Annotated in this window: 15 protein-coding genes and 1 riboswitch; of the genes, 6 read left to right on the plus strand and 9 right to left on the minus strand. The window is 73.7% G+C overall.

Annotated features, from left to right (window positions below):
* Positions 1–71: 71 nt before the first annotated feature.
* Positions 72–950 (minus strand): TetR/AcrR family transcriptional regulator, encoded by an 879-nt coding sequence (locus tag GD632_RS02895; RefSeq protein WP_193311316.1) that lies wholly within the window; start codon positions 948–950, stop codon positions 72–74.
* A 37-nt stretch (positions 951–987) separates the two neighbouring features.
* Between GD632_RS02895 and GD632_RS02900 the strand changes: the two genes are divergently transcribed.
* Genes GD632_RS02900 through GD632_RS02910 form a run of 3 tightly spaced genes read left to right on the plus strand, consistent with a single transcriptional unit; the run spans position 988 to position 4,576 of the window.
* A complete protein-coding gene (locus GD632_RS02900; protein WP_152188536.1) occupies positions 988–2,331 on the plus strand; it encodes an acetyl-CoA C-acetyltransferase in 1,344 nt (447 codons plus the stop codon).
* On the plus strand, positions 2,331–3,692 hold the full coding sequence (locus GD632_RS02905) for a 3-oxoacyl-ACP reductase (protein WP_152188538.1): 1,362 nt from the start codon (positions 2,331–2,333) through the stop codon (positions 3,690–3,692). The genes GD632_RS02900 and GD632_RS02905 overlap by 1 nt, the downstream gene beginning before the upstream one ends.
* Positions 3,692–4,576: a MaoC/PaaZ C-terminal domain-containing protein gene (locus GD632_RS02910; RefSeq protein WP_152188541.1), complete on the plus strand. Its 885-nt coding sequence runs from the start codon at positions 3,692–3,694 to the stop codon at positions 4,574–4,576. Before GD632_RS02905 ends, GD632_RS02910 begins: the two co-directional genes overlap by 1 nt.
* Here GD632_RS02910 and GD632_RS02915 read toward each other — a convergent pair.
* Positions 4,532–5,545: a DMT family transporter gene (locus GD632_RS02915; protein WP_226924482.1), complete on the minus strand. Its 1,014-nt coding sequence runs from the start codon at positions 5,543–5,545 to the stop codon at positions 4,532–4,534. The two genes, GD632_RS02910 and GD632_RS02915, sit on opposite strands and share 45 nt — an antisense overlap.
* 143 nt (positions 5,546–5,688) lie before the next feature.
* Positions 5,689–5,776: riboswitch (glycine riboswitch) on the minus strand.
* Between the two features lie 220 nt (positions 5,777–5,996).
* Between GD632_RS02915 and ald the strand changes: the two genes are divergently transcribed.
* Complete coding sequence (gene ald / locus GD632_RS02920) at positions 5,997–7,112, plus strand: alanine dehydrogenase (protein ID WP_152188543.1); 1,116 nt, start codon at positions 5,997–5,999, stop codon at positions 7,110–7,112.
* A 1-nt stretch (position 7,113) separates the two neighbouring features.
* Here ald and purQ read toward each other — a convergent pair whose 3' ends face one another.
* From purQ to purD, 5 genes are all read right to left on the minus strand, one after another.
* On the minus strand, positions 7,114–7,848 hold the full coding sequence (purQ, locus tag GD632_RS02925; protein ID WP_152188545.1) for a phosphoribosylformylglycinamidine synthase subunit PurQ: 735 nt from the start codon (positions 7,846–7,848) through the stop codon (positions 7,114–7,116).
* Positions 7,848–8,111, minus strand: coding sequence for a phosphoribosylformylglycinamidine synthase subunit PurS (gene purS, locus GD632_RS02930; protein ID WP_152188547.1), 264 nt, complete (start codon positions 8,109–8,111; stop codon positions 7,848–7,850). The genes purQ and purS overlap by 1 nt, the downstream gene beginning before the upstream one ends.
* A gap of 55 nt (positions 8,112–8,166) precedes the next feature.
* Entirely contained in the window at positions 8,167–9,252 is a 1,086-nt protein-coding gene (locus GD632_RS02935; RefSeq protein WP_152188549.1) for a fatty acid desaturase family protein, read from the minus strand.
* 106 nt (positions 9,253–9,358) lie between these two features.
* Positions 9,359–10,225 (minus strand): phosphoribosylaminoimidazolesuccinocarboxamide synthase, encoded by an 867-nt coding sequence (locus tag GD632_RS02940; RefSeq protein ID WP_152188551.1) that lies wholly within the window; start codon positions 10,223–10,225, stop codon positions 9,359–9,361.
* Entirely contained in the window at positions 10,222–11,496 is a 1,275-nt protein-coding gene (gene purD, locus GD632_RS02945; protein WP_152188553.1) for a phosphoribosylamine--glycine ligase, read from the minus strand. The genes GD632_RS02940 and purD overlap by 4 nt, the downstream gene beginning before the upstream one ends.
* Positions 11,497–11,618: 122 nt before the next feature.
* On the opposite strand from purD, the gene GD632_RS15870 reads away from it, so the two are divergent.
* Positions 11,619–12,614, plus strand: coding sequence for an LppM family (lipo)protein (locus GD632_RS15870; RefSeq protein WP_193311317.1), 996 nt, complete (start codon positions 11,619–11,621; stop codon positions 12,612–12,614).
* 55 nt (positions 12,615–12,669) lie between these two features.
* On the opposite strand, the gene GD632_RS02960 is transcribed toward GD632_RS15870, so the two are convergent.
* A complete protein-coding gene (locus GD632_RS02960) occupies positions 12,670–13,956 on the minus strand; it encodes an adenylosuccinate synthase (protein WP_152188555.1) in 1,287 nt (428 codons plus the stop codon).
* Between the two features lie 171 nt (positions 13,957–14,127).
* Between GD632_RS02960 and GD632_RS02965 the strand changes: the two genes are divergently transcribed.
* A complete protein-coding gene (locus tag GD632_RS02965) occupies positions 14,128–14,457 on the plus strand; it encodes an STAS domain-containing protein (RefSeq protein ID WP_152188557.1) in 330 nt (109 codons plus the stop codon).
* Positions 14,458–14,462: 5 nt separating this feature from the next.
* Here the strand turns inward: GD632_RS02965 and GD632_RS02970 are convergent, their stop codons facing one another.
* A complete protein-coding gene (locus tag GD632_RS02970; RefSeq protein WP_152188559.1) occupies positions 14,463–16,664 on the minus strand; it encodes an ATP-binding SpoIIE family protein phosphatase in 2,202 nt (733 codons plus the stop codon).
* Positions 16,665–16,680 lie beyond the last annotated feature (16 nt).

Consider the following 16,680-nt stretch of genomic DNA (forward strand, 5'->3'; position numbering starts at 1 on the left):
GTCCGGTGCCGCCGGGCGGGCGGAGCGCTCACGGTGGACGGCGTCGTCCTCGCGGTGGGTGGTCGTGGTGCTCATGACGGGTCTCCGATCGCGTCGTCGGTCTCGGTGCGGGCGCTGGCGTTCCGGGAGCGACGGGCGACGCCCATCGCTCCCGTCCACAGCCAGTCGGTGAGGTGGGCCGCGAGCTGGGCGCGGTCCATGGCGGCGATGTCGTTCTCGACGGCGGGAGCACCGTCGTCGACAACTCGGCTCTCGGCGGGAACTCGGCTCTCGGCGGGAACTCGGCTCTCGGCGGGAACTCGGCTCTCGGCGGGAACTCGGCTGTCGGCGGGAACTCGGCTGTCGGCGACAACTCGGCTGTCGGCGGGGTGGGAGGCGCTGGCGCGCGCGGCGATCCAGCGCTCCGCGACGCTGCGGACGTGGCCGACGACGCCGGCGCCCCACAGGGCGGCGAGCGCGTCGTCCTTCTCCGCAGCTCCGCCGCCGTGCCGGAGCACGGGCAGCAGCGCCGCGGCGACGATGTCCTCGATCTCCGCGACGAAGCCGCGCAGCGCCCCCGCGGTGGCGGTGGCCTCGGGTTGGGTGACGAACGCGTAGACACCGGCGGAGGACTCGACGACGCCGAGGTAGACGTCGACCATGGCGGCGATGCGGTCCCGCGGCCGGGTCACCCGCGCGCCCACCTCCCCCAGGGCGGTGCGGAGGTCGTCGATGACGGCGGCGCCGACGGCCCCCTGCAGGCCCGACTTGTCGCTGAAGTAGCGGTAGATGATCGACTTCGAGGTGCCGATCTCCGCGGCGAGGTCGTCCATCGACAGGTCCGGGCCCCGGTGGTGCACGGCCCGGCGGGCGGCGCGCACGAGCTCGGCGCGCCGCGAGCTGCGGTGCTCGGCCCAGCGGGCGTCACGACCGTCCACGCGCACGTCGTCCTCGGCAGGTGTGCTCGGCATCACGGAACCGAGAGTATCAGGTACTCTGAGTTTCACGATGGCCAGGGACCTTCGTCCCCTCCCGATCCGAAGGAACAACGCCGTGACCTCATCCATCCGCCCGGCAGTCGTCGTCGGGGCGAACCGCATCCCTTTCGCCCGCGCCGGTGGCCGCTACGCCGCGTCGTCCAACAAGGACATGCTCACCGCCGCCCTCGAGGGCCTCGTCGCGCGCTTCGGCCTCGCCGGTGAACGCCTCGACGAGGTGAGCGCCGGCGCCGTCCTCAAGCACTCGCGGGACTTCAACCTCGCCCGCGAGGTCGTGCTCGGCTCCTCCCTGGACCCCCACACCCCCGCCTACGACGTCCAGCGTGCCTGCGCCACGGGTCTGGAGGCGATCGTCGGGGTGAGCAACAAGATCGCGCTCGGGCAGGTCGAGGTGGGCGTCGGCGGCGGCGTCGACTCCGCCTCCGACGCCCCGATCGTCGTCTCCGACCGACTGCGCCGCACCATCCTGCGTGCCTCCCGCGCCAAGAGCCTGCCCGAGCGACTCAAGGCGCTCTCCGCGATCCGCCCCAAGGACCTCGCGCCGGTGGCACCGGACACCGCCGAGCCGCGCACCGGGCTGAGCATGGGCCAGCACCAGGCCATCACCACCGAGCGCTGGGGCATCACCCGCGAGCAGCAGGACGAGCTCGCCCTGCGCTCCCACCAGAACCTCGCTGCCGCCTACGACCGCGGCTTCTTCGACGACCTCCTCACCCCCTACCGCGGCGTCACCCGCGACGAGTTCCTCCGCGGCGACACCTCGATGGAGAAGCTCGGCAAGCTCCGCACCGCCTTCACCGCCCCGGGCAGCGACAACCCGACGATGACGGCCGGCAACTCCACGCCGCTCTCCGACGGCGCCTCCACCGTCCTCCTCGCCACCGAGGAGTGGGCCGCCGAGCGCGGCCTGCCCGCCCTCGCCCGCGTCGTGGACGCCCAGACGGCGGCGGTCGACTTCACCAGCGGCGCCGAGGGGCTCCTCATGGGTGGCTGCTACGCCGTCCCGCGGCTGCTCGAGCGCCACGGGCTCACGCTCGCGGACTTCGACTACGTCGAGATCCACGAGGCCTTCGCCAGCACGGTCCTCGCCACGCTGTCCGCGTGGAACGACACCGAGTTCTGCCGCGAGCGCCTGGGCCGGGGGCCGCTCGGCACGGTCGCCCCGGACCGGCTCAACGTCACCGGCTCCTCCCTCGCCGCCGGGCACCCCTTCGGCGCCACCGGCGGGCGGATCGTCGGCACCCTGGCCAAGCTCCTCGCCGAGAGCAGGGCCGCGACCGGGACCCCCGTGCGCGGCCTCATCTCCGTGTGCGCCGCCGGCGGGCAGGCCACCGCGATGATCCTGGAGGCGTGATGAGCGACCGCTACCTCGACCTCGTCTCCGGCGGTCCCGGCAGGTCCGCCGCCGGGAGGCTCGGCCTGCCCCAGCCGGTACGCCTGCGCCGCACCGACCCGGGCAGCGTCGACCAGCCGCTCGTCCCCGGCCCGGTGCTCGTCCTGGACGACGGCGTCTCCCAGGGCGCCGCCGACGAGCTCGCCGAGACCCTCCTCGGCTGGGACCTCGACGTCCGGCGCGACCCTCAGGAGCTGGCCAAGGGCCGCCGCTGGGGTGCCGTCGTCCTCGTCCTCACCGAGGCCACCTCCCCCGCCGACCTCGCCGGGCCGGCCCTCGCGCTCGGTGGCGTGCTGCGCCGCCTCGCGCCCGGAGGCCGCGTCGTCACCGTCTCCCGGCGCCCCGACGACGCGAGCGCACCCGCCGTCGTCGCCGTCAGGCAGGGCGTGGACGGCTTCCTCCGCTCCCTGGCCAAGGAGCTCCGGGCCGGGGCGACCGCCAACGGCGTCGTCCTGGGCCGGGACGTGCCCGTGGGCGCCCCCTCGAGCACCGGCGCGCTGCGCTTCTTCCTCTCGGCCCGCTCCGCCTTCGTCGACGGCCAGCTGCTCCACGTCACCTCCGCCGACGGCACCGCCCCGGCGGACTGGACCCGCCCCCTCGAGGGGATGGTCGCCGTCGTCACGGGCGCCGCGCGCGGTATCGGCGCGGCGATCGTCGAGGTCCTCGCCCGGGACGGCGCCCGTGTGGTCGGTGTGGACGTGCCGGCCGCCGGGGAGGCGCTGAGCCGGGTGATGAACGCGGTCCGCGGCAGCGCGCTGCAGCTCGACATCACCGCGGACGACGCCGCCGAGCGGATCCTCACGCACGTGCACGAGCGCTACGGACGCCTCGACGTCGTCGTGCACAACGCCGGGATCCTGCGCGACAAGCTGCTCGCCAACATGACCGACGACCGCTGGAACGACCTGCTCGCCGTCAACGTCCTCGCCCCGCTGCGGATGAACGAGACCTTCGCCGAGGAGCTCGGCGCGGGCGGGCGGATCATCTCGCTCGCCTCGACGTCCGGGATCGCCGGCAACCGCGGGCAGACGAACTACGCGGCGGCCAAGGCCGGGATCATCGGGATGACCCGGGCGCTCGCTCCGGTCGTCGCGGCGAGCGGCGCCACGGCGAACGCGGTGGCCCCCGGGTTCATCGAGACCGACATGACGGCGAGGATCCCCCCGGTCCCGCGGCAGGTGGCCCGCCGGGCGAACTCCCTGCAGCAGGGCGGGCAGCCGGTGGACGTGGCCGAGGCGATCGCGTTCCTCGCCTCGCCGCAGGCGGGCGGGGTCAACGGGCAGACGCTGCGGGTCTGCGGCCAGAACCTGGTGGGGCAGTGATGAGGGAGCAGCGCCTGGAGCCCGTCCCCAGCCTCGGCTCGCTCTACTCGCGGGCACTGGCGGCCACGGCACGCACGACGATGCGCCGCGGCCCGGTCGCCGACCGGCTCCCGGACGTCGCCTACGTCGCGAGCGGCCTGCGTGCCGACCCCGCCCGGCTCTCCGCCTACCAGGACCTCCTCGGGGAGCCGGGCACCGACGAGCTGCCCGCCGGCTACATCCACGTGCTCGCCTTCCCGCTCGCGATGGCCCTCATGGTCCGGCCCGACTTCCCGCTCCCCGTGCTCGGCATGGTCCACACCGCCAACCGGGTCGAGCAGCACCGGCCCGTGCGGCTCGGGGAGGAGCTGAGCGCCCGCGCCGAGGCCCGCTCCCCGCGGGCGCACCGCAAGGGCACGCTCGTCGACCTCGCCGTCACGGTCGAGGCCGGCGGGGACACGGTGTGGGAGGGCGTGTCGACCTACCTCGCTCGCGGTACCCGCCTGCCGGGCGCGGCGGAGGAGGCACCGGCGTCGTCCGCCGGGGAGGCGGGGCCCGGCGGCGACGTCGTCGCGGTGTGGTCGCTGGGTGCGGACACGGGCAGGCGGTACGCGGAGGTCTCCGGGGACCGCAACCCCATCCACGTGTCGCGACTGGGCGCGAGGGCCTTCGGCTTCCCCCGGCCCATCGCGCACGGGATGTACACCGCCTCCCGGGCGCTGGCCCAGCTCGCCCGCTTCCGCGGTGACGCCTTCACCTGGGAGGTGGAGTTCGCCAAGCCCGTGCTCCTGCCGGGGCGGGTGGCCCTGAGCATCGACCCGGCCGGTGACGGCGTGCGCTACGCGGGCCACCACCCGACGTCAGGCCGGCTCCACCTCAGCGGCACGGTCGTCCCGCGCACCTGACGGTGCGGCGCCGGTTCCCGCGAGCCGGCGCCGCCCGAGCGCGGCGGCCATCGCGGCGACGATGAGCAGCGCACCGACCGCGGCGAGCGGTGAGACCGCCTCGCCGTAGACGGCGGCGCCGAGGAGCATCGCGACGACGACCTCCCAGTAGGACATGGCCGAGAGCTCGACCGAGCGCAGGTGCATGCCGGCGACGACGAGCAGCCCGAGCGCGAGGAAGCCGCACACGACGAAGAAGAGGGCGGCCCACAGCCAGTTCTCCGCCGTCATCCCCGACATGTCCGGACGCGTGACGGCGACCATCCCGGCGGCGCCGAGCGCACCGAAGGTGAAGTTCCAGAAGTTGCGGACGTCGGAGGGCATGTCCGCGCGGTAGCGGTAGCACAGCAGCGCGGCACCGTAGAGGAGCCCGGAGACGGCGGCCAGGACGTCCCCGAGGAGCTGCTCGTCGGTGGGCACGGCGGGGGCGGAGTCGACGAGGCCGGTGGCGAGCGCCATCCCGGCGAAGCTGATCCCCAGCGTGAGCAGCTCGATGCCGCGGGCGCGCTCCTTGAGGAGGAGGCGCGCGAGGACCGTCGCGACGACCGGGCCCAGGTAGTGCAGCGCGACGGCCCGCGAGAGCACGGTGAGCACGGTCGCGGACAGGTAGGTGGCGAGGGACAGACCGAGGAAGACACCTCCGAGGACCACCGCCCACGACACCCGGGTGCGGCGCAGCACCGACAGCCGGCGGCCGGCGGCGAGGACGACGACCATGCCGCCGGCGCCGACGGCCATCCGCCCGAGCGTGAGTGCCTCGCCGACGACGGCGCCCGGCGGGGAGGCGAGCCGGCCGAAGACCCCGGCCAGGCCCATGGCGCTGGCCGAGGCGATGACCGCGGCGATGCCGAGCCGTCGGCGCGTGCGGGGGACGGCCGGACGGGTGGTGGGCGCCGCGGCGCGCAGCGGGGTGTCGACAGCGAGAGCCAACGGGACTCCTCGGGATGACGGGCGCGTGTGGGCGCGCGTGAGCAGGGACCGTTCCCCGCTCTGTCATCGGACCTGAGAGTTTTCTACGGGCGATTGCCCGCACTTCCCCGTCGGTGAGCCCGGAGGCTGCTTTCCAGAGGTGCCTCGCCGTGGCGGTATGGGGGCCTGAGAGTTTCCGGGGAGGTTGCTCCTTCGGCGCCCGCACGTGCGGGTCTCTCCCGCCGCGAATCGATGGCATCAAGTTGTCCGGACAAGTCTCTCACGGCCCGAGCCGGGCGAGGGCCGCGGCGACGACGGCGGGGCGTGAGGCCAGGGGTGACTGTCCACAGGCTGCGGGCGCTCCCTGTGTGTATGTGCACAACCCTGTGGACACAACCTGTGGACAGATGACCGGCCGGTGACCACCGGGTGAACACGCACCCCGCCCGGACAGACCTGGGAGGATGCGGGGATGAGGATCGCCGTGCCACGAGAGGTCATGAACTCCGAGGGCCGCGTGGCCATCACCCCCTCCGGGGTGCACGAGCTGGTCCGCCACGGCCACGAGGTGGCCGTCGAGACCGGCGCCGGGACGTCGGCGTCGATCACCGACGCCGACTTCGCCGCCGCCGGCGCCACCGTGCTCGCCGACGCCGCAGCCACGTGGGACTTCGGTGAGCTCGTGCTCAAGGTCAAGGAGCCGGTGCCCGAGGAGTACGGCCTGCTCCGCGAGGGCCAGGCGCTGTTCACCTACCTCCACCTCGCGGCGGACCGGCCACTCACCGAGGAGCTCGTGCGGCGCCGCGTCACGGCGGTCGCCTACGAGACCGTCGAGCTGCCCGACCGCTCCCTGCCGCTTCTCGCGCCGATGAGTGAGATTGCCGGCCGGCTCGCCCCCCAGGTGGGCGCCCACACCCTCATGAGCGCCCAGGGTGGTCGCGGCGTGCTCCTCGGCGGGGTGTCGGGGGTGTACTCGGCGCGTGTCGTCGTCATCGGTGCGGGCGTGGCCGGGATGAACGCCGCCGCGATGGCGATGGGCATGCACGCGGACGTCGTCCTCATGGACCGCGACGTCAGCCGGCTGCGGCAGGCCGACGCCCTGTACCGGGGCCGCTGCCAGACCGTCATGTCCAACGCCTACGAGATCGAGCGGGCCATCGCCCAGGCGGACCTCGTCATCGGCGCGGTCCTGCTCCCCGGGGCGCGCACGCCCCGGCTCGTGACGAACGAGCAGGTCGCGACGATGCGGCCCGGCTCCGTCGTCGTCGACATCTCCGTGGACCAGGGCGGCTGCTTCGCCGACTCCCGCCCCACGACGCACTCCGACCCGACCTACCGGGTCCACGACACGCTGTTCTACTGCGTGAGCAACATGCCCGGCGCGGTCTCCCACACCTCGACCTACGCGCTGACGAACGTCACCGTCCCCTACGCCCTCGCGCTGGCGGACAGCGGCTGGCGCGAGGCGATGCGCGCCGACCGCGCCCTGGCCCTGGGGCTCGCGACCCACGACGGCGCGCTCGTGTCCGCCCCCGTGGCCGAGGCGCACGGGATGGGGCACACGCCGCTGGAGGACGTGCTGGCCTGACTCAGGCGGTGACGAGGACCCCGAGGACGGAGGCGAAGATCGCCAGGCCGTCGGTGCCCGCGCCCGCGGCGGAGTCGGGGCCGAAGCCCGGCTCGACGGCATGCTCGGGGTGGGGCATGAGCCCGACGACGTTGCCCGCGGCGTTGCTGATGCCGGCGATGTCGTGGAGCGAGCCGTTGGGGTTGTGCCCCTCGTAGCGGAAGACGACCCGCCCCTCCCCCTCGAGCTCGGCGAGGGTGCGCTCGTCCGCGACGAACCCGCCCTCCCCGTTCTTCAGGGGGATGGTGATCGTCTGGCCCACGGAGTACCCGGTGGTCCAGGCGGTGTCGTTGTTCTCCACGCGCAGCTGCTGGTCACGGCAGACGAACCGCTGGGCCTCGTTGCGGATGAGCGCCCCCGGGAGGAGGTGCGCCTCGCACAGGATCTGGAAGCCGTTGCAGATGCCGAGGACCGGCAGACCACGGCCGGCGGCCTCGACGACGGCCGTCATGACGGGCGCGAAGCTGGCGATCGCGCCGCAGCGCAGGTAGTCGCCGTAGGAGAAACCACCGGGCAGGACGACGGCGTCGACCCCGCGGAGGTCCTCGTCGGCGTGCCACAGCGCGACCGGCTCACCGCCGGCCAGGCGCACGGCCCGCTGGGCGTCGCACTCGTCGAGCGAGCCGGGGAAGGTGACGACGCCGACGCGCGCGCCCTCCGCCCGTGGCTGCGGCTCGGGGACGTCGAGGCGGTGCATCAGGCGCTCCGGGTGTCGTCGAGCGCGACGACGCGGACGACGTCCTCGATGACGGGGTTGGACAGCAGCATCTCGGCGGCCCGGCGGGCCTGCTCGAGCGCGGCGTCGTCGACGTCGCCGTCGATCTCCAGCTCGAAACGCTTGCCCTGGCGGACCGAGACGAAGCCGTCCAGTCCGAGCCGGGGCAGCGCGCCGGCGACCGCCTTGCCCTGCGGGTCAAGGATCTCGGGCTTGGGCATGACCTCGACGACGATGCGTCCCATGGTGACTCCTGCTCGGGGGTTGCGGGCCGCCGTCGAGTCTACCTGCGCGCCGGGGTCAGACGCGGTACTGGGCAGCCAGTGGACAGGCCCACACGTCCAGACCGCCGCGTCCCACCGTGTTGAGGTAGTTGGAGACGGCGCGGTAGGACTGCACGAGGGAGGTCTCGGTGTAACGGACGCCGAGGTCCTGGCAGTACTCCCGCACCATCGGGGCGACCTTGCGCAGGTTGGGCCGGGCCATCGACGGGAACAGGTGGTGCTCCACCTGGAAGTTCAGCCCGCCCATGAAGGTGTCCATGGCGCGCCCGCCGGAGATGTTGCGGCTCATGAGGACCTGGCGGCGCAGGAAGTCGATCTTGACGTCCGGCGGCACGATCGGCATGCCGATGTGGTTGGGCGCGAAGGACAGTCCCATGTAGAGCCCGAACACGGCGAGCTGGATCCCGATGAAGGCGAGCGCCTTGCCCGGTGACAGGACGATGAAGACCAGGGCGAAGAAGGAGACGAGCCGGACGGCGATGAAGCCGAGCTCCACCCAGCGGCGCTTGAGGCGCTCACGGCTCACCGCGCGCTTGATGCCCTGGACGTGGAGGTTGACGCCCTCGAGCAGGAGCAGCGGGTAGAAGAAGAACCCCTGCTTGGTGGCGAGCCACTTCGTCAGACGCGTCTTGCGCTGCTCGACCGCGTGCTGGCTGAAGGCGAGCACGCCCGGGTCGATGTCCGGGTCCTTGTGGAGCGTGTTCGGGGCCGCGTGGTGCTTGGTGTGCTTGCGCTGCCACCAGCCCTGACCCATCCCCACGAAGAGGTTGATGACGACGAGGGAGACCCACTCGTTCCACTTGCCCGACACGAAGATCTGCCGGTGGGCGGCGTCGTGGCCGAGGAAGGCGATCTGCGTCATGAGCAGCGCGAGCGCCACCGCCGTCACCATCTGCCACCAGGTGTTGCCGATGAGGACGAAGGCCACGGCGAGGCCGAGGCCCAGCACCAGTGAGCCGACGAGCTTGGTCCAGTAGTAGCCGTAGGCGCGCCGCATGAGGCCCGCCTCCTGGACCCGCTTGGTCAGGGAGGTGAAGTCACTGACCTGACGCTCTCGGGCGGTGCCCCGCGCCGTCGTGGGGACACTGGTGTCTGCTGCCATACGTTCGGGCCTTCGCACTAATTCGCGAGCTGACGTCGCGGAGGAGGTGTTACTGCTCTCACAGTCTCGCACGGATCATCCGCGTGGGCCGGGTGGGAGTCCGACGTCACCCGACGAGCCGCGCGGCGGCCTCGAGGTAGCGCTCCCTGGTGCGCTCGACGACGTCGGCGGGCAGCGGGGGCGGCGGCGAGACGCGGTCCCAGCCGGACTCGGGGGAGGTGAGCCAGTCCCGGACGAACTGCTTGTCGAAGCTCGGCTGCACCCGCCCCGGGCGGAAGCCGTCGGCGGGCCAGAAGCGCGAGGAGTCCGGGGTGAGCACCTCGTCGCCGAGGACGACGTCCCCGTCCGGCCCCAGGCCGAACTCGAGCTTGGTGTCGGCGACGATGATGCCGCTGCGCGCCGCCACGTCGGCGGCACGGGCGTAGATCCGCAGGGTGAGGTCACGCAGCTCCTCCGCCCGCTCCCGGCCGAGGAGGCCGGCGACGGCGGCGAAGGTGATGTTCTCGTCGTGGTCACCGACCTCGGCCTTGCGGGCCGGGGTGAAGACCGGCTCGGGCAGGCGCGAGGCCTCCCCGAGGCCCGGGGGCAGCGGCACCCCGCACACCGCCTGGCCCGCGCGGTACTCGGCGAGGCCGGAGCCGGTGAGGTACCCGCGGGCCACGCACTCGACGGGGAACATCTCCAGGCGCCGGCACACCATCGCCCGTCCTGCGACGGCGGCGGGGACGTCGAGGGAGACGACGTGGTTGGGCACGAGGTCGGTGAGCTGCTCGAACCACCACAGGCTGAGCCGGGTGAGCACCTCCCCCTTCCCCGGGATCGGCGTCGGGAGGACGTGGTCGTAGGCGCTGATGCGGTCGGAGGCGACGACGAGGACGACGTCGCCCGCCGGGTGCGGTGCGGCCGGGCGGTACAGGTCGCGGACCTTGCCCGAGTAGGCGTGCTCCCAGCCGGGCAGCGCGGGCGCCGTCACGGGCGGGCCTGCGCGATGTCGGTGCGGTGCTGGGAGCCCGCGAGGCTGATCCGCTCCACGCCCGCGTAGGCGCGGGCGCGGGCCTCCTCCTGGTCCGCCCCGACACCGACGACGGACAGCACCCGACCGCCGGCGCTCACCAGCGCGCCGTCCTCGGTGGTCGCGCAGCCGGCCTGGAGCACGTGGACGCCGGGCAGCTCCTCGGCGGCGGCGACGCCCGCGATGACGTCACCCGTGCGGGAGACGCCGGGGTAGCCGTGGGAGGCGACGACGACGGTGACGGCGGACGCGTCGCGCCACGTCGGGCGGGGCGCCTCGGCGAGGGCGCCGGTGGCGGCGGCGTGGAGCAGCTGCGCCAGGGAGGAGCCCAGCCGGGCGAGGACGACCTGCGTCTCGGGGTCCCCGAAGCGCGCGTTGAACTCGATGACCCGGACGCCGCGCGAGGTGAGGGCCAGGCCGACGTAGAGGACACCGGTGAACGGGGTGCCGCGGCGGGCCATCTCCCGCACGACGGGGCGGGCCACGCGCTCCATCACCTCGTCGACGAGCCCTTCCGGTGCCCACGGCAGCGGGCTGTAGGCGCCCATCCCGCCGGTGTTGGGTCCGGCGTCGCCGTCGCCGAGGCGCTTGAAGTCCTGCGCGGGGGCGAGCGGCACGGCGTCGGTGCCGTCGCACACGCAGAAGAGGGAGACCTCCGGGCCGTCGAGGTACTCCTCGACGACGACGGCGGGGCGCTCCCCGCCGGGGGTGACGGTGCGGGAGAGGCAGGCCCGGGCGTGCGCGAGGGCGGCGTCACGGTCCTCGGTGACGACGACGCCCTTGCCCGCGGCGAGCCCGTCGTCCTTGACGACGTAGGGGGCGCCGAAGGCGTCGATCGCCTCCTCCACCTCCTCGGGGGTGGTGCACACGTAGGCCATGGCGGTGGGGACCTCGGCGGCCGCCATGACCTCCTTGGCGAAGGCCTTGGACCCCTCGAGCCGTGCCGCGGCGGCGTCGGGGCCGAAGCACGGCACCCCGGCGGCCCGGACGGCGTCGGCGACGCCCGCCACGAGCGGCGCCTCGGGGCCGACGACGACGAGGTCGACGCCGCGCTCGACGGCGAGCGCCGCAACCGCCCGCGGGTCGAGGGGGTCGACGGCGACGTTGGTCGCGACCTGCGCCGTGCCCGGGTTGCCGGGGGCGACGAGGACCTCGTGGGACGTGGACTCGGTGGTGAGGGCACGGGTGATGGCGTGCTCGCGCGCACCGGACCCGACGACGAGGATCTTCACGTGCCAGGAGCCTACCGACGGGGCGGGTCGGGCGCTGCACCGTCCACGGGCCAGACCCGCCGGGGAGTTGTCCCCATGCGCGGCCGGCGTCCCGGCCGGGGCTGCCCGGTAGGGTGCGCGGCATGACACCACACGCGAGCACGACCCGTCGCTCCCGCGCCCGGCGCGGGCTGCCGGCCCTCCTCCTCCTCCCCCTCCTCCTCGTCCTGGCCGGCTGCTTCCGGCTGGACATGGGCCTGACGATCAACGACGACGACACCCTCGACGTCTCCATGGAGGTCGGTGACCTCACCGGCATGGCCACGCGCGAGGACATGGACTGCTCCTCGATGGAGTCCGAGCTGGGCGGCGCCCCCGACGAGGCGGAGTTCGCCGTCGAGGACATCGAGGACGAGGACGGCAACTTCGGATGCCGCATCTCCGCGACCGGCGCGCCGATCGACTCGATGACCGGCGAGGGCATGACCATCGAGAAGGTCGACGACACCTACGTCTTCTCCTTCGACGGTGACGAGACCGGCATGGGCGACACGAGCAGCCTCGAGGACATGCCGGCCGGCATGGAGCCCCAGGTGGCCATCTCCGTCACCTTCCCCGGTGAGGTCATCGAGGCCGACGGCGAGATCGACGGCAACACGGTGACGTGGACCGGCATCGAGGCCTTCGCGGCCGGCGGCAGCGCCACCGGCGAGGCCACCGGCAACGGCGGCGGCAGCGCGGGTGGCGTGTCCACCGCCGTGTGGGTCGTCCTCGGCGTCGTCGCCCTGCTCGCGGTCGCCGCACTCATCTTCTTCATCACGCGCAGGAAGAAGGGCGGCGCGTCCGGCGGCTCGGACGCCCCCTACGGCGGTCCCGCCGGTCAGCCCGGCCAGGTCCCCAACGAGCCCGGCCCCGGCTTCCCGGCGCAGCCCGGGGCGGGTCAGCCGGTCGGCGGCTTCGGCCCCACCGACCAGGTCCCGGCCGACCCGGGCCCCGGCTACCCCGGCCAGCAGCCCCCGGCCGCCCCGGCCCCGTCCACGACGGCGGCCGCGGACACGCCGGTCGACCGACCGGAGGGCTCGCCGTTCGCGCCGTCGCCCGAGCCGCCGCACCAGTCCGACGAGGACCAGCAGCGCTGAGTGACACAAGGCCCCGCCGTGCACTGCACGGCGGGGCCTTCGTCGTTCCCGGCGCTCAGTCGAGCAGGGAGTGGCGCACGATCGTGGCGGCGCGGTCGGGGCCGACGCCGATCGAGGAGATCCGCGCCCCGGACATCTCCTCCAGCGCGAGCACGTAGCGCTGGGCGGCGTCGGGCAGGTCGGAGAACTCGCGAGCGCCGCTGATGTCCTCGCTCCAGCCGTCGAGCTCCTCGTACACCGGGCGGGCGTGGTGGAAGTCGGTCTGGTTGGGGGGCATCTCGTCCACGCGCCGGCCGTCGACCTCGTAGGCCACGCACACCGGGATCTTCTCCAGGCCGGTGAGGACGTCGAGCTTGGTGAGGACGAGGTCGGTCAACCCGTTGACCCGGCTGGCGAAGCGCGCGACGACGGCGTCGTACCAGCCGCAGCGGCGGGGGCGTCCCGTCGTCGTCCCGTACTCCCCGCCCACGCTGCGCAGCCGCTCACCGGACTCGTCGTGCAGCTCGGTGGGGAACGGCCCCTCACCGACCCGGGTCGTGTACGCCTTGACGACGCCGACGACACGGTCGATCCGCGTGGGGCCGACGCCGCTGCCGGTGCACGCTCCACCGGCGGTGGCCGAGGAGGAGGTGACGAACGGGTAGGTGCCGTGGTCGACGTCGAGCATGGCGGCCTGGCCGGCCTCGAAGACGACCGTGCGCCCCTCGTCGAGGGCCTGGTTGAGCACGAGGGAGGTGTCGGCGACCATCGGGCGCAGCCGCTCCGCGTAGGCGAGCAGCTCGTCGGTGACCTCGTCGACGTCGACGGCACGGCGGTTGTAGACCTTGAGGAGGAGCTGGTTCTTCTGCACCAGCGCGCCCTCGACCTTCTGCCGCAGGATCTTCTCGTCGAAGATGTCCTGGACCCGGATGCCCACGCGCGCCATCTTGTCGGCGTAGGTGGGCCCGATGCCCCGACCGGTGGTGCCGATCTGCCGCTTCCCGAGGAACCGCTCGGTCACCTTGTCCAGGGTGCGGTTGTAGGACGGGATGAGGTGGGCACCGGAGGAGACGAGGAGCCTGGAGACGTCCACGCCCCGGGCAGTGAGCCCGTCGAGCTCGGCGAAGAGCACCTCGAGGTCGACCACCACCCCGTTGCCGATGACCGGCGTGCACCCCGGGCTGAGGATGCCGGAGGGCAGGAGGTGGAGGGCGTACTTCTCCTCGCCGACGACGACCGTGTGCCCCGCGTTGTTGCCCCCGTTGAACTTGACGACGTAGTCGACCTGGGAGCTGAGCTGGTCGGTGGCCTTCCCCTTGCCCTCGTCGCCCCACTGGGCTCCGACGACGACGACCGCTGGCATGTTCATCCCTTTCGCTGGAGGCGGGCGCCGATCGGCTCCCGGGACAGGTTACCGAACCCGCACCTCCGGCGGTTCGGGGTGCAGTCGGTGGCGCGCCCGCCTAGGCTCGTCGAGGTAAACGGACCGGGCACTGCCGCGCGCGCACCGAGCGCGGCGGCCAGAGGGAGCAGCATGATCGAGATCGCGGCGTCATCGACCACGACGACGGTGACGATCAGCGGGGATCTCGACCTCGCCGAACGCGGTCAGTTCCCCGAGGCGACCGCCCGGGTGAGCGGGCTGCGCCGCCAGCTCCTCGTCATCGACATGTGCGACGTCACGTTCATGGACTCCACCGGCGCCGCGTTCCTCATCGCGCTCGCCGACGCCGCGGGCAAGCGCGGGGGCGCGGCCGTCCTGCGCGGCTGCCAGGACCGCGAGCTCTTCGTGCTCGAGATCTGCGGCGCGCTGGGCAGCTTCCGGATCGACACCGAGCACCGCTGCGAGCGCCAGGCCTCCTGAGCCGGCTACCGCTGGGCGCTGCGCTCCCCCCAGGGCTCCTTGCCGCGCACCCGCGCCCACACGACTTTGCCGGCCGGGGTGGGCCGCCAGCCCCACTCGGCGAGGCGGGAGATGATGTGGAGCCCGAAGCCGCCCACGCGGCCGACCCGCCCCTCGCGGACCACCGGCGGGCTCGGGTTGGCATCCTCGACCTCGATGCGCAGGCCGTCACCGGTGTCGCGCAGCCGCAGGTCCACGCGGCCCCACCCGTGCATGACCGCGTTGGCCACCAGCTCGGAGGCGACAAGCTCGGCGGCGGCGGTGTCCTCGATGTCCCAGGCCTCGCAGGCCCGCAGGACGGCGTGCCGCGCCCGGGCGATCGTCCTGGGGTCCATCGGCATCTGCCAGCGCCGCTCGCGGGGACCGGACCACGAGTGGGTGGGGTCGGAGGCCGGGTCGGGCACCCGGAGGACGACGACGGCGATGTCGTCCTCGGGCGCGTCGGCGAGCTGCTGGAGCAGCTCCTCGCCGATGCCGGCGGCATCCGGGGCGTCGATGCGCTCGGCGGCCGAGACGAGGGCGGCGACGCCGTCGCGCATGGAGCGGTCGCGCCGCTCGACGAGCCCGTCGGTGTAGAAGACGAGGACGTCACCGGGCCGTACGACCGCGTGGCCGGTGTGCCGGGGGCGGCCACCGAAGCCGACGAGCGGCCCGTTGGCCCCCTCGAGCTGGGTGGCGCGCCCGCCGCTGACGTGGACGATCGGCAGGTGCCCGGCGCGGGAGTAGGCGACGTCCCACGTCTCCCCGCCCGGCCGCGGGTGGAGGGTGGCGTAGACGAACGAGGCGGGCCGGGCGATGCGCATGCTCGCGACGAGCCGGTCGACACGGCCGAGGACCTTGCCGGGCTCGACGAACTCGGCGGCGTAGGCCCGCACGACCGAGCGCAGCTGGCCCATCGCCGCCGCGGCCTCGACGTCGTGCCCGACGACGTCCCCCACGACGACGCCGACTCGGCCCTCGCCCATGTCGAGGACGTCGTACCAGTCCCCGCCGACCTGGGCGTGCTCGGAGCTCGGCGCGTAGTAGCTCCACACGTCCACGCCCTCGACGTGGCTCTGCTCGGGCAGCATGGCGCGCTGCAACGTCTCCGCGAGGCGGTGCTCGCGGTCGTAGAGCTGGAGGTTGTCCATCGCCATGCCCACACGGCGGGCGACGAGCTCGAGGACGGTCGTCAGCTCCCCCGCCGGCAGGGTGCTCTCCTCGGTGCCGAGGTCCGGCGGGCGGACGGCGAGCACGGCGAGCACCGCCTTGCGCCCGAGCACGGGCAGGAGCCACAGGGGCCCGTCGTCGGGCGCGGACCCGTCCCGGGCGACGAGCGCGAGGAGCTCCCCGGTGAGGGTGCCCTCCTCCGCGGGCTCACGCGGGTCGACGACGACGGTCTGCATGCGGGTGTCGAGGAAGAGGCCGACGACGGGGTCGGGGACCCCACGCAGCCGGGCCTGACGGCGCAGGTCACGGCGGTGGTAGGAGATCCCGGCGAGATCGGTGAGCTTCTGGAGCTCGGTGCCGTCGGCGTAGAACGCCGCCCAGGGGACGATGCGCCGCTCGAGCAGCGCGGAGATCTCCACGAGCGCGGTCGCGGAGTCGACGTCGGCGAGGATGTCCGAGACCCGCGCGACGAGGCTCAGGCCGCGCTGGGCCCGCTCCTCCACCGCGGCCCGCTCCTCGGCGAGGACGGCGGACGCGAGCTCCTCGGTGGCGTCGCGCACGGTGACGAGCCACCGGTCCCAGCCGCCCGCGCCGGGACCGAGCGGGCTGAAGGACACGGTGGCGCGGTAGGAGGTGCCGTCCCTGCGCGGCACGGAGCGCACGACGGAGACGGGAAGACCCGCGACGAGCGCCTCGCGCAGCGCGGGCGAGCTGCGGCCACGGGAGGTGACGAGCTCGGGCGCGGAGTCGCGCAGCTCGGCGACCGAGTAGCCGGTCATCTCCGCCAGCGAGGAGCTGACCCACACGACGCGGTAACCGGCGGGCTGGGTGGAGAGGTCGACGTCGACGACGTAGGTCGGGTCGGGCAGCGCCTCGAGCAGCTCGCTCGAACGGACGCCGAGCGCCTCGGGCCGCTCCGGCACGTCCTCCGCACGCCGTGCCGGATGGGTGCGGACGGTGCCGTCGGGAGGGGTCGGAGAGTCCACCGGTGCGGGCGCACCGCTGTCCGGTCCGGTCATGTTGTCTCTCCGATCG

It is taken from the genome of Georgenia satyanarayanai (genome assembly GCF_009193135.1).
GTDB classification, from domain to species: Bacteria; Actinomycetota; Actinomycetes; order Actinomycetales; family Actinomycetaceae; genus Oceanitalea; species Oceanitalea satyanarayanai.